At 40.4% G+C, this 12,519-nt stretch carries 9 protein-coding genes and 2 tRNA genes; 6 read left to right on the top strand and 5 right to left on the bottom strand.

The window, feature by feature from the left end; genetic code table 11:
* Positions 1-107 precede the first annotated feature (107 nt).
* The 4 genes from aceF to NYR63_RS04055 all read left to right on the top strand — a co-directional run bounded on the left by aceF (position 108) and on the right by NYR63_RS04055 (position 3,972).
* The gene (aceF, locus tag NYR63_RS04070; protein ID WP_279458306.1) at positions 108-2,009 is read left to right on the top strand and encodes a pyruvate dehydrogenase complex dihydrolipoyllysine-residue acetyltransferase; all 1,902 of its coding nucleotides are present in this window, start codon (positions 108-110) and stop codon (positions 2,007-2,009) included.
* Positions 2,010-2,121: 112 nt separating this feature from the next.
* Positions 2,122-3,546, top strand: coding sequence for a dihydrolipoyl dehydrogenase (gene lpdA / locus NYR63_RS04065; protein ID WP_279458305.1), 1,425 nt, complete (start codon positions 2,122-2,124; stop codon positions 3,544-3,546).
* Positions 3,547-3,805: 259 nt separating this feature from the next.
* A tRNA-Gly gene (locus NYR63_RS04060) sits at positions 3,806-3,881 on the top strand.
* A gap of 17 nt (positions 3,882-3,898) precedes the next feature.
* Positions 3,899-3,972, top strand: a tRNA-Cys gene (locus NYR63_RS04055).
* Between the two features lie 89 nt (positions 3,973-4,061).
* Here NYR63_RS04055 and NYR63_RS04050 read toward each other — a convergent pair.
* The 3 genes from NYR63_RS04050 to NYR63_RS04040 all read right to left on the bottom strand — a co-directional run bounded on the left by NYR63_RS04050 (position 4,062) and on the right by NYR63_RS04040 (position 6,539).
* On the bottom strand, positions 4,062-4,367 hold the full coding sequence (locus NYR63_RS04050; protein WP_279458304.1) for a DUF4298 domain-containing protein: 306 nt from the start codon (positions 4,365-4,367) through the stop codon (positions 4,062-4,064).
* An 84-nt stretch (positions 4,368-4,451) separates the two neighbouring features.
* Complete coding sequence (gene ushA, locus NYR63_RS04045) at positions 4,452-6,095, bottom strand: bifunctional UDP-sugar hydrolase/5'-nucleotidase UshA (RefSeq protein WP_279458303.1); 1,644 nt, start codon at positions 6,093-6,095, stop codon at positions 4,452-4,454.
* Between the two features lie 81 nt (positions 6,096-6,176).
* Complete coding sequence (locus NYR63_RS04040) at positions 6,177-6,539, bottom strand: diacylglycerol kinase (protein ID WP_279458302.1); 363 nt, start codon at positions 6,537-6,539, stop codon at positions 6,177-6,179.
* 256 nt (positions 6,540-6,795) lie between these two features.
* Here NYR63_RS04040 and sstT point away from each other — a divergent pair, with 256 nt between their 5' ends.
* On the top strand, positions 6,796-8,010 hold the full coding sequence (sstT, locus tag NYR63_RS04035) for a serine/threonine transporter SstT (protein ID WP_279458301.1): 1,215 nt from the start codon (positions 6,796-6,798) through the stop codon (positions 8,008-8,010).
* Positions 8,011-8,114: 104 nt separating this feature from the next.
* A complete protein-coding gene (locus NYR63_RS04030) occupies positions 8,115-10,406 on the top strand; it encodes a DNA internalization-related competence protein ComEC/Rec2 (protein WP_279458300.1) in 2,292 nt (763 codons plus the stop codon).
* A gap of 33 nt (positions 10,407-10,439) precedes the next feature.
* On the opposite strand, the gene queA is transcribed toward NYR63_RS04030, so the two are convergent.
* Both queA and NYR63_RS04020 read right to left on the bottom strand, forming a co-directional pair.
* A complete protein-coding gene (gene queA / locus NYR63_RS04025; RefSeq protein ID WP_279458299.1) occupies positions 10,440-11,525 on the bottom strand; it encodes a tRNA preQ1(34) S-adenosylmethionine ribosyltransferase-isomerase QueA in 1,086 nt (361 codons plus the stop codon).
* 45 nt (positions 11,526-11,570) lie between these two features.
* Complete coding sequence (locus NYR63_RS04020) at positions 11,571-12,500, bottom strand: gluconeogenesis factor YvcK family protein (RefSeq protein WP_279458298.1); 930 nt, start codon at positions 12,498-12,500, stop codon at positions 11,571-11,573.
* Positions 12,501-12,519 lie beyond the last annotated feature (19 nt).

Here is a 12,519-nt window from a genome sequence, read left to right as displayed (position 1 = left end):
ATGAAATTTGACCGCTTTCCCCTCTCCCTGAAAAATTGCTCAACGCAATTTTTCTGTCCCTCTCCCACAAGGGGCGAGGGTAGTTTATTAAATGAAGGATTACCAAAATGTCAAAACAAATTAATGTACCAGACATCGGTTCTGATGAAGTATCAGTAACCGAAGTAATGGTAAAAGTAGGCGATACTATTACTGTAGATCAATCAATCATCAACGTAGAAGGCGATAAAGCTTCAATGGAAGTGCCGGCACCGGAAGCTGGTGTGGTTAAAGAAGTTTTAGTAAAAGTGGGCGATAAAGTTACCACCGGTTCGCCAATGTTAGTGTTAGAAACCGCAGAAGCGGTACCAGCTCCGGCAGCAGAAGCTCCGGTTCAAGTTGCAGCACCTGTAGCAACTGCATCAGCGATTGTTGAAGTGAATGTACCTGATATCGGTTCAGACGAAGTAAACGTAACCGAAATTATGGTTAAAGTCGGTGATTCGGTTGAAGTTGATCAATCAATCATCAATGTAGAAGGTGATAAAGCTTCTATGGAAGTTCCGGCACCTATCGCAGGCGTAGTAAAAGAAATCTTAATCAACGTAGGCGATAAAGTAACGACCGGCAAATTAATTATGAAGTTTGAAACTGCATCAGCAGCACCAGCACCAGTTGCAGCGGAAGCTCCGGCTCAAGCGGCTGTCCCAGCGGCAACAACTTCAGCAATCAAAGAAGTAAATGTACCGGATATCGGCGGTGATGAAGTAAACGTAACTGAAATCATGGTAAATGTTGGTGATACGGTATCTGAAGAGCAATCTTTAATTACTGTTGAAGGCGACAAAGCTTCAATGGAAGTTCCGGCACCATTTGCAGGTGTTGTGAAAGAAATTTTAGTGAAATCGGGTGATAAAGTTTCAACCGGTTCATTAATTATGAAATTTGAAGTTCAAGGTGCGGCACCGGCGGCAGCTCCTGCACCGGTTGCTCAAGCAGCGGCTCCGGCTCCTGCAGCACAAACTGCACAACCGGCTCAAAGCGGTAACGTTTCAGGTTTAAGTCAAGATGCGGTAGTAGCGGCAGGTGCTTATGCACATGCAACACCGGTAATTCGCCGTTTAGCGCGTGAATTCGGGGTGAACTTAGATAAAGTTAAAGGTTCAGGTCGTAAAGGTCGTATCGTTAAAGAAGATATTCAAGCGTATGTGAAAACGGCAGTTCAGGTCTTTGAAAAACAAGGCGGAACGGCAGCGGCTGCAACAGGTGCGGCGAATGGTGCAGGTTTAGGCTTATTACCATGGCCGAAAGTAGACTTCAGCAAATTCGGTGAAGTTGAAGAAGTAGAATTAAGCCGTATCAATAAGATTTCGGGTGCGAACTTACACCGTAACTGGGTAATGATTCCTCACGTTACACACTTTGACCGTACTGACATTACTGATTTAGAAGCATTCCGTAAAGAACAAAATAAACTTGCGGAAAAACAAAAATTAGATGTGAAGATTACTCCGGTTGTGTTCATCATGAAAGCAGTAGCGAAAGCATTAGAAGCATTCCCACGTTTCAATAGCTCAATTTCTGAAGATGCGCAACGTTTAACCTTGAAAAAATATATCAATATCGGTGTTGCGGTAGATACACCAAACGGCTTAGTAGTTCCTGTATTTAAAAACGTGAACAAAAAAGGTATTGTTGAACTTTCTCGCGAATTAATGGAAGTATCGAAAAAAGCTCGTGATGGTAAATTAACCGCATCGGATATGCAAGGCGGCTGTTTCACTATTTCAAGTATCGGTGGTTTAGGTACAACCCACTTCACTCCAATCGTGAATGCACCGGAAGTTGCAATTTTAGGCGTATCTAAGTCTGAAATGGCACCGGTATGGAACGGTAAAGAGTTTGAACCGCGCTTAATGCTTCCATTAGCGTTATCATTCGACCACCGTGTAATCGATGGTGCTGACGGTGCAAGATTCTTAACCTACATCAATGGCGTATTAGCTGACATTCGTCGCTTAGTAATGTAATAGGTAAGCGGTCGGATTTACAAAATTTTTTGTAAAATCGACCGCTTGTATCGTAAGGGTGCATAGTGCGTTTAAAGACGTAAGTATTGCGCCCTACAACAAAGGAATAAATATGAGCAAAGAAATTAAAACGCAAGTCGTGGTACTTGGTGCGGGTCCTGCCGGTTACTCAGCGGCATTCCGTTGTGCCGACTTAGGCTTAGAAACTGTGATTGTTGAACGTTATTCGACTTTAGGTGGTGTGTGCTTAAACGTAGGTTGTATTCCTTCTAAAGCGTTATTACACGTTGCGAAAGTGATCGAAGAAGCAAAACACGCAGAGAAAAACGGTATTACTTTCGGTGAACCGAATATTGATTTAGATAAAGTTCGTGCCGGTAAAGAAGCGGTTGTATCTAAATTAACCGGCGGTTTAGCAGGTATGGCTAAAGCACGTAAAGTAACGGTAGTAGAAGGTTTAGCGGCATTTACCGATCCGAATACTTTAGTCGCTCGTGACCGTGACGGTAATCCGACGACAATCAAATTTGATAATGCAATCATCGCAGCGGGTTCTCGTCCGATTCAACTTCCGTTCATTCCACACGAAGATCCTCGTATTTGGGATTCAACAGATGCGCTTAAATTAAAAGAAGTGCCGAAAAAATTACTCGTAATGGGTGGCGGTATTATCGGTTTAGAGATGGGTACGGTATATAACGCTTTAGGTTCGGAAGTTGAAGTGGTTGAAATGTTTGACCAAGTCATTCCTGCAGCGGATAAAGATGTTGTCGGTATCTATACCAAACAAATCGAGAAAAAATTCAAGTTAATGCTTGAAACTAAAGTAACTGCAGTTGAAGCGAAAGATGACGGTATCTATGTTTCAATGGAAGGTAAAGCATGTAACGACACTAAACGTTACGATGCGGTATTAGTTGCTATCGGTCGTGTACCAAACGGTAAATTAATCGATGCGGGTAAAGCCGGCGTAAACGTTGATGATCGTGGTTTCATCGCTGTGGATAAACAAATGCGTACCAACGTACCGCACATCTTTGCTATCGGTGATATCGTTGGTCAGCCAATGTTAGCTCACAAAGGTGTTCACGAAGGTCACGTTGCTGCAGAAGTGATTGCAGGTCAAAAACATTACTTCGATCCGAAAGTGATTCCATCAATTGCTTATACTGAGCCGGAAGTTGCTTGGGTAGGTAAAACGGAAAAAGAATGTCGCCAAGAAGGCTTAAACTTTGAAGTGGCGAAATTCCCATGGGCGGCATCAGGTCGTGCGATTGCTTCTGAGTGTTCAGAAGGTATGACTAAACTTATCTTTGATAAAGATACACACCGTTTACTCGGTGGTGCAATCGTGGGTAGCAACGGTGGTGAATTATTAGGTGAAATCGGTCTTGCAATCGAAATGGGTTGTGATGCGGAAGATATTGCTTTAACTATCCACGCTCATCCTACATTACACGAATCTGTAGGTTTAGCAGCGGAAGTGTTTGAAGGTTCTATCACAGACTTACCAAACGCAAAAGCGAAAAAACGATAATAGGTTAATTTAACTTATTTATACAAGCGGTTGAAATTTGCAAAAAAATAGCAGATTTCAACCGCTTTCTTATATGCTAAAAGATCGGATTAATCGTTTGATTTATGCTTATAAAATCAACGAATTAGCTCTGCATTTATTAATTTTTCAACATTGTGATCTTTTTTTCGGCATTTGAAATAAAATAATCAAATTAGCATTTGACATAGGTCTTAAAATCCGTAAAATGCACCTCGTTCCTTACGAACAAAGACTCAAAGCGGGAATAGCTCAGTTGGTAGAGCACGACCTTGCCAAGGTCGGGGTCGCGAGTTCGAGCCTCGTTTCCCGCTCCATTTTATCTCTTCAATACGGCGTGTTAGCAAAGCGGTTATGCACTGGATTGCAAATCCATGTAGCTCGGTTCGACTCCGGGACACGCCTCCATTTTAAAAATCCCAAATAATTAATTTTTCTATTAAAATCAATTAGTTACTTTTTTTCTAAACTATTTCTTCGTTTCTATACGCTTTATATTAGTCCGTTTTATTAGCGAGAAAGTCGGTAATCATTTTACGCAATTCTTCAGTAAGATGATATTGCTCCGTAGACGCATTCCAAATAGCATCTTGCGAAAGCACGCTGTAATTTCCATTTGTTTCGAGCTGAATATTATCAGCATTATCGTAGAGTTCTAGCCATAAGGGACTGTGATAAAATTGATTGAGTTGCTGAATAAGTTGATAAGATTCTTGCCATTGGTTAAGGCTTTTTTCTAGTTCCGGTAAGAGTTCAACTAATCTGGCATAATTATCTTGCATCTGTTGAATATAGTTTTGCATTGCTGGGTTAGCTCCTTTTTTCTTTGCAATAATTTATGACAATAAAAAAGCTAAGCGAATTGCTTAGCTTTTCGAGTTTGTTACCTATTTAAAAATAACGTCTTCTTTAGGATCGAATTTGCTTGCGTCAATCACTTTATTTTCTTCGAAATATTTTTTCAACATTTCTGCATCAATAAAACCGGTATTCACATAGCTCGGATGCTTTTTCATTATCGGATAACCATCACCGCCGGCAGTTAAATAATCCGGAATAGACACTTTATAAGTTTTATTCGGATCAAACGGTTTCCCTGCAATTTTGACATTCGAGATGGCTTTTGCAGCACGATCTACGGTCATAGAAATTCCGGCAAATTGCGGGTAAGCACCGGTATCGACTTCTTTTAATGCAATAGTCGTTAAGAAATCCAGTAATTCTTGACCTTTAAGATCAACGGTAGAAATCATATTACCGAAAGGTTGAACGGTTAATAAAGTTTTATAGGTTACTTTACCTTCTTCAATAGAAGCACGCACACCGCCGGAATTCATAATGCCGATATCCGCTTTTACACGTTCTTTTTGTGATTGTGCGATTAAACGCCCTAAGTTTGTTTGAACGAAGCGTACATGTTCACGTTTACCGTCTAATAAGCCTTTAACTTCACCGACTTCGACTCCTAGCAGTTTGTCGCCTTCGTCTTGATATTTTTTCAAGTGTTCGAAGAGGGCTTGATCCGCTTTAATTTCCGGTTTGTATAGTTGATATTCTTTTTTACCGTCTTCTTTTTTGATGGTCTTTTTCAAGTTAATCGGGATAAGTTCGTACTTAACCAGTGTAGTTTTACCGTTTTTAAACTCAAAATCGGCTCGACCGACATATTTACCCCATTCGCCGGCTTGCATAATCCAAGTACCGTTTTGGAAATCAGGTTTGCAGCTTTCGCCCGGAGTGAATTTTGTCTTGAACTGACCTTTATCATCGAAACAGACGGTATCATGCGTATGACCGCCAATAATCACATCAAAAGCACCTTTATCCAATTCTCTTGCCATACTTACGTCACCGGGTGCATTTGTTCCGTGTTTACCGTCTAAATACCATCCCATATGAGTAAGCGCAATGCGTACGTCCGGTTTTTCGGTTTTATTAATTTCCGTTAAAGTTTCTTTGGCGGTGTTAATCGGGTCTTTGAAAACTACATTTTCGGTGACATCAGGATTTCCTAATTTGCCGGTATCTTCCGTCGTTAAACCTATAACCGCAACTTTTAAGCCTTGTTTATCAAGCATAACATAAGGCTTTACCAGCTCTTTTTGCGTTTTTTTATTGATCACGTTAGCGGAGATTAATGGGAATTTCGCCCATTTTTCTTGCATGCTTAGCACTTGAAGAGGGAAGTCAAATTCGTGATTACCTAAAACCATCGCTTCATAACCGATAGCATTTAGGCCTTCGTAATCAGGACGAGCATTTTGCATATCCGATTCCGGTACGCCGGTATTCAGATCCCCGGCATTTAAAATAATGGTAGAACCGCCTTTGGCTTCCACTTCTTTCTTAATACCGTCGATTAACGTTTTCTGTGCGGCTAATCCGTATTCTCCTTTTTCATTTTGCCAAAAATGACCGTGAATATCATTGGTATGTAAAAGAGTGAATGAGTAGGTTTTATCCGCTTGATATGCGATTGCGGATGTTGTAAAGAATAATGATGTACAAAGAAGAGTTTTGGTAAATTTCATAATAACCTCTCGTTTTAACGTATATAAAAATAGGTGGTAAATAATCAATCTTATATATGATTATCTATCACCTATGTCTCCTTAAAAAATAAGAATAAACAGCCAAGTTATAGCAAGTAATACCATTGCCATAAATACTGCCGCCGAACCGATATCTTTCGCTCTGCCGGATAATTCATGGAATTCCGAGCCGATTCGATCCACCACCGATTCAACCGCACTATTAAGCAATTCTGCTATCATGACTAAAAATACCGAGCCAATGAGTAATATTTTTTCAATCACACCGTTACCTAAAAATAAAGCAAGCGGAATTAAAATAGTGGCAATCCATACTTCTTGGCGAAATGCCGCTTCGTGAATATAAGCCGCTTTTAGTCCTTTAAGCGAATAGCCGGCAGCTCGAACAACGCGTTGAAAATTAGCTTTATTTTCTGGTTTCATGTAAATCTCTAATAGAATTATGGTTAAAATCAGGGCGTATTCTACCTGAAAGGGATTAATTGAGAAAAGTTTTTTCTTTTTTACCCGTTTTCTTATGATTAATAGTTAATATGAATAAGAATTTATAAAAAAATAATAAAAATATATAGGGAACTATTCCCAAAATAGTTATTTTCCGTTAATCTGAAAACTTCTTATTTTTGGCGGATAGACGGCTAGCCGTATATCCTTTTTTAGTCTTACAAAGTGAAACATTATGAGTAATCCATCATTATCTTCAAAACTTCTCGGGGGCAATTTAGTTTTACGCATTGCTGTCGGTTTGGTATTAGGTGTTTGCCTTGCCTTAGTAAATCCTGATTGGGCAAAAAGCGTCGGCGTATTAGGTCAATTCTTTGTGAAATCATTGCGTGCAATTGCTCCGATTTTAGTATTCGTGTTAGTTTTATCCGCTATTGCAAATAAAGAAGTCGGTTCGGACAGCAAATTAAAACCGATTTTATTTATGTATGTATTGGGCACATTCGTTGCTGCATTAACAGCTGTCATTTTAAGTTTTATGTTCCCGACAACATTAGAGCTTGTTTCAAATCCGGACAACCTAAATCCACCGCAAGGTATCGGTGAAATTATTAAAACCGTGGTGTTTAACCTCGTGGATAACCCGTTACAAGCATTAGCAAATGCAAACTTCATCGGTATTTTAGCTTGGGCAATCGGCTTAGGTATCGCATTACGTCATGCGGCTCCAAGCACTAAAACATTTTTAAATGATTTTGCGGAAGCGGTTTCATTTGTGGTGAAAGCAGTCATTGCATTCGCTCCGGTTGGTGTATTCGGTTTAGTTGCCGAAACGATTGCGACAAACGGTGCCGATGCTTTTATCGGATATGCTCGTTTATTAGGCGTATTACTTGGTGCGATGGCAATTGTTGCGTTTGTGTTGAATCCGTTAATCGTATTCTGGAAAACTCGTCGTAATCCGTATCCTTTGACATTAACGTGTTTACGTGAAAGTGGCGTAACGGCATTCTTTACTCGTAGTTCGGCTGCAAATATTCCGGTAAATATGAACCTTGCCAAACGTTTAGGCGTACGTGATGAAATCGCATCGGTTGCAATTCCGCTCGGTGCGACCATCAATATGGCGGGTGCGGCGATTACCGTAACGGTATTAACTTTAGCGGCGGCTTATACTCAAGGTATTCAACCTGATTTCGCAACGGCATTATTATTAAGTATTGTGGCTTCTATTTGTGCTTGCGGCGCATCCGGTGTTGCAGGCGGTTCTTTATTACTTATTCCGTTAGCATGTAGTTTATTTAATATTCCGAATGATATTGCCGCACAAGTAATCGGTGTCGGTTTTATTATCGGGGTAATTCAAGACTCTGCGGAAACCGCATTGAACTCATCAACAGACGTATTATTTACTGCGGCGGTTAGCCAAGCGGAAGATCAAAAAGCATAGTTAAATAATAAATCTTTTTTGCGATCGAGATCGAAGAATCTATTTCTTCTTAATACAAGCGGTCGGATTTTTAGCATACTTTACCTATTATTTGGGTATTTGCTATGAATCTTGACCGTTTTTCTATTCTTATTTTTTTTAGTTTCCTACCTATTCTTTGGTTGCCGTATCAATGGTTTGCCGTTTCTATTATTCTTTTTCTGATTATTGCTTTATATGGTTTATATACGCGACATCTAATGTTGCTGGTCTTTGCGTTAGCAATGGGCGGAAGTTATTACTCTGTATGGCAATTTGCAAAAAATGCTGAAAATCAGACCGCCGGTAAATTTTATGAAAGAATTGAAATTACTCGTTTAATTAAACAATCGGATTATCAGACGGCAATTGCGAAGAGAGAAAATAACGATCGCATTTACCTCACTTGGCAGAGCGAAAATCCTTTAGTTTTAGGCGCAACTTATCAGGCGGAATTACATTTCCGACCGATTTCCGCACGGATGAATATAGGCAATTTTGATCGGCAACGTTGGTATATCGCTCAGCATTTACAGGGCAGTGCAACGGTACGCGAAGCAAAGCTAATTGAACCGGAACAAAGGAGATTACGTCAAGAAATATTAACTAAAGTCAGACAACAGACGGAAACCTTATCTTCTCAAGGATTATTACTTGCCTTGGCATTCGGTGAGCGAGCGTGGATTAATGATCATCATTGGCAGATTTTCCAAAAGACTTCAACCGCACATTTAATTGCTATTTCCGGTTTACATATCGGTTTAGCATTTTTATTCGGCTTTTGGAGTGCAAAATTGTTGCAATGGTGTTTACTACGTTGGGAGTGCTGGCAAGCGGTCGGTTTTCACTATTTTTTTGCATACGTTGTTGGAATGATTTCTTCAATAAGTTATAGCTATCTTGCCGGTTTTTCAATTCCGACCGTACGAGCCTTAATTGCCATTTGCTTGGTATTACTATGTCGATGGTTACGTTATCACTATACGCCGTGGCAATATTGGTGGCGTGTGGTTGCGTTATTGCTATTATTTGAGCCGCTGACGATTTTATCGGACAGTTTTTGGCTATCTATTTTAGCTGTGATGAGTTTGTTGATCTGGTATCAATACTTTCCGTTATCCGCGTTTCTGGGAAAATTTGATTATCGTAAATGGGGGAGGCTCGTTCGATTTAGCATCGGATTAATCCATTTGCAATGTGGCATTTTACTTATTTTTACTCCGATACAATTTTACTTTTTTGAAGGTATTTCACTTAGCGCATTACCGGCAAATTTAGTTATCGTACCTTTGTACAGTTTTGTGTTGGTTCCGTTGGTTTTAATCGGCTTAGTAACCGATAATAGCTTCAATATTTGGCAATTGGCGGATAGCCTAATCGGATTCAGCTTAGATTATTTAGAACTATTCTCTCAGCAATGGATTTGGTTGAGTAATTTACAGCAAGCACAATGGCTGATTATTGATTTAGTCATTGTGATTGTACTGTACGGGGTATTGCATTCACGGACTAAATGGTACTGGTATAAAGGGTATGTTCTACTATTGTGTAGCCAGTCTATTATCTATTTATCCCACATAAATACCGTCGCATTACAATGGATTACTTTTGATGTCGGGCAAGGATTAGCTCAAGCATTTATTTATTATGATACAAGCGGTCAAAAAAAAGCTATTTTTTACGATACCGGCATTGGATGGAGAAATAACGGTAAAGCTGGATCTATGGCTTCGGTTGAAATATTACCTTATTTGCGTCGTCATCAAGTTGAAGTGGAGGCAATATTTTTGAGTCATGATGATAATGATCATTCCGGTGGGGTGGAAGATTTACTCAACAATTATCCTAATGCGAAACTGATTTCAAGTAGTTTTAAACCTTATGCGAATGTTCATCCGGAGGCTTGTATTCAAGGTAAAACATGGCGATTCGGTAGATTGGAATTTGAAGCCGTTTATCCTAAAGCGCGTGTAACAAGAGCACAAAATGCCGATTCTTGCATAATTTTAGCAAAATTTGACCGCTTTCAGATGCTATTAACCGGTGACACAGGTATGGAGCAAGAACGAAAAATAGCAGAATTATTAAACGGTATTGATTTTCTACAAGTTGCTCATCATGGTAGTAAAACCAGTAGTAGCCATACGTTATTAGCAAAAAGTAAGCCTAAACTGGCGATAGTTTCCGTAGGACGGTGGAACCCGTGGAGAATGCCGCATCCAAAAGTGGTTGAAAGATTTGAACAGCATAAGATTCCGTTAGTGACTACGGCAAAGCAGGGAATGATCATCATTAATTTTTATCCGGACAAATGGCAATTAATCACTGCCAGAAATGATTTTTCGCCTTGGTATCAACGGCTATATGGACGTAATTAATGAAAAAGCCACGTTATAAAACGTGGCGATCAATTACGGAAGGTCGTTTAAAGCGTTAGGGTTTTTAGTAATAAACATCGCATCGCCGTAACTAAAGAAACGATATTTTGCCTCTACCGCATGTTGATAAGCTTTCATTGTATTACGGTAGCCGGCAAAAGCCGAAACTAACATAATCAATGTGGATTCGGGTAAATGGAAGTTTGTGACCAATGCATCAACAACACGAAAGGTTTTTCCCGGGTAGAGGAAAATACTGGTATCGGAGAAAAACGGTGCGATTAATTTGCCTTCTTGCTCGGCGGCTTGAGCGGCACTTTCGATCGAGCGAACAGAAGTGGTACCCACCGCAATTACACGTTTACCCGCAGCTTTAGTCGCTAGAATTTGATCCACGACTTCTTGGCTTACTTCCGCATATTCTGCGTGCATTTTGTGATCCAATATATTATCTACGCGTACCGGTTGGAATGTGCCTGCACCAACATGCAATGTCACAAATGCAATATTAACACCCTTAGCTTTCAATTTTTCAAGAGTGGCGTTATCAAAATGTAAGCCGGCGGTTGGTGCCGCAACTGCGCCTAAAACTTTACTATAAACGGTTTGATAGCGTTCTTGATCGGCATCTTCATCCGGACGATCAATATAAGGCGGCAGAGGCATATGACCGGCTTGTTGCAGTAAATCGAACAGAGGTTGTTCTTCGTTGAAATGTAATTCGAACAATGTCTCGTGACGCGCCGCCATAATCGCTTTAAAGCCGTTACCTTCGCCTAACTTATCTTCGCCAAGTACAAGCTCCGCACCTTGTTTGGGTGCTTTTGAGGCACGCACGTGAGCTAAACAACGATGTTCATCCAAAACTCGCTCAACTAGAACTTCTAATTTCCCGCCACTGGCTTTTCGACCGTATAAACGTGCGGGGATCACTCGAGTATTATTAAAAATTAATAAATCATCTTCATTAATCTGTTCAAGTAAATCGGAAAATTGTTTATCCTCAAAGGTACCCGTTTCACCGTTTAAGTGTAGTAAACGGCTTGCTGTTCGTTCCTCGGTCGGATAACGGGCAATCAGTTCATCAGGTAAATCGAAGTGGAAATCAGAAACTAACACAAAAAAATCCTCTAAAAATCAACTGCCCCAAAACGGGGCAGCAAGTTAATGTAATAATTCTACTATATCATTAATGGCTTTACTGAGCTTATTACGATCATGTCGATAAGTGACCTCGTCATCAGAAAGCGATTTTTGTAGTACGATAATATGTACAGGTAATGAGCATTCATTATTCGGCGTAGTGATTACCCCGTTTAAACGCCCTTGCCCGATTTGTTTTTCGAGCCATTCTACACGATCGAATAAAGAAAGTGAGCCGGCCGGCCCGGATTCTTGAACAATATTATCAATAAAAATAATATTCGCTTGGCTTGTTCGAATGGCTTTTGCAATCTCGTCAATTAACAGCGGCGGCATAATACTGGTGAGAAAACTACCCGGACCTAAAATGATCAATTCCGCTTTATTTATGGCTTCAATCGCTTCCGGCGTAGCCGGCACTTGAGGCGTAAGCAATAAATTACGCGGAACTTCGGTTAAAGCATCTACAGAAACTTCCCCGACAACGGTTTCACCGGAAATGAGCTGTGCGGCTAAATGTACGGGTAATTCTGACATCGGAATCAGACCGGCGCGAACATGAAGGAGTTCTCTGACCAAATTGATCCCTTCAAGCGGTCTAATATTCATATTTTCTAACGCTTTTAAGATCAAATTACCTAAATTATGACCGGTAAGTTCACCATTACCGCCGAAACGATACTCAAATAGTGCGGAAGCTACAGTCGGCTTAATAATAATTTGATTTAAGCAATTTCGTAAATCTCCCCAAGCGATACCGCCGTGTTGTGAACGGATACGTCCAGTAGAACCGCCGTTATCGGTTGTGGCGACTATTCCGGTTAAACGTTCGCCTAAAAAAGTGAGAGAAGATAAAATTCTTCCTAATCCGTGTCCGCCGCCCAGTGCAACAACATGTTTCACTTCGGTAAGATTAGGATGGCGACGAGATAATTGATTCTGTTCAGACATTGGAATCCTTATTACTTAT

The organism is Actinobacillus genomosp. 1, assembly GCF_029774175.1.
GTDB lineage: Bacteria > Pseudomonadota > Gammaproteobacteria > Enterobacterales > Pasteurellaceae > Actinobacillus.
The sequence above is the reverse complement of the archived record's forward strand: the minus strand, read 5'-3'. Positions and strand labels throughout refer to the sequence as shown.

What these genes read in the sequence shown, in the direction of transcription:
- NYR63_RS04050 (WP_279458304.1), bottom strand. Translation starts at nt 4,367, where the DNA reads ATGCAAAACTATATTCAACAGATGCAAGATAATTATGCCAGATTAGTT.
- NYR63_RS04030 (WP_279458300.1), top strand. Translation starts at nt 8,115, where the DNA reads ATGAATCTTGACCGTTTTTCTATTCTTATTTTTTTTAGTTTCCTACCT.
- ushA (WP_279458303.1), bottom strand. Translation starts at nt 6,095, where the DNA reads ATGAAATTTACCAAAACTCTTCTTTGTACATCATTATTCTTTACAACA.
- NYR63_RS04040 (WP_279458302.1), bottom strand. Translation starts at nt 6,539, where the DNA reads ATGAAACCAGAAAATAAAGCTAATTTTCAACGCGTTGTTCGAGCTGCC.
- NYR63_RS04020 (WP_279458298.1), bottom strand. Translation starts at nt 12,500, where the DNA reads ATGTCTGAACAGAATCAATTATCTCGTCGCCATCCTAATCTTACCGAA.
- lpdA (WP_279458305.1), top strand. Translation starts at nt 2,122, where the DNA reads ATGAGCAAAGAAATTAAAACGCAAGTCGTGGTACTTGGTGCGGGTCCT.
- aceF (WP_279458306.1), top strand. Translation starts at nt 108, where the DNA reads ATGTCAAAACAAATTAATGTACCAGACATCGGTTCTGATGAAGTATCA.
- sstT (WP_279458301.1), top strand. Translation starts at nt 6,796, where the DNA reads ATGAGTAATCCATCATTATCTTCAAAACTTCTCGGGGGCAATTTAGTT.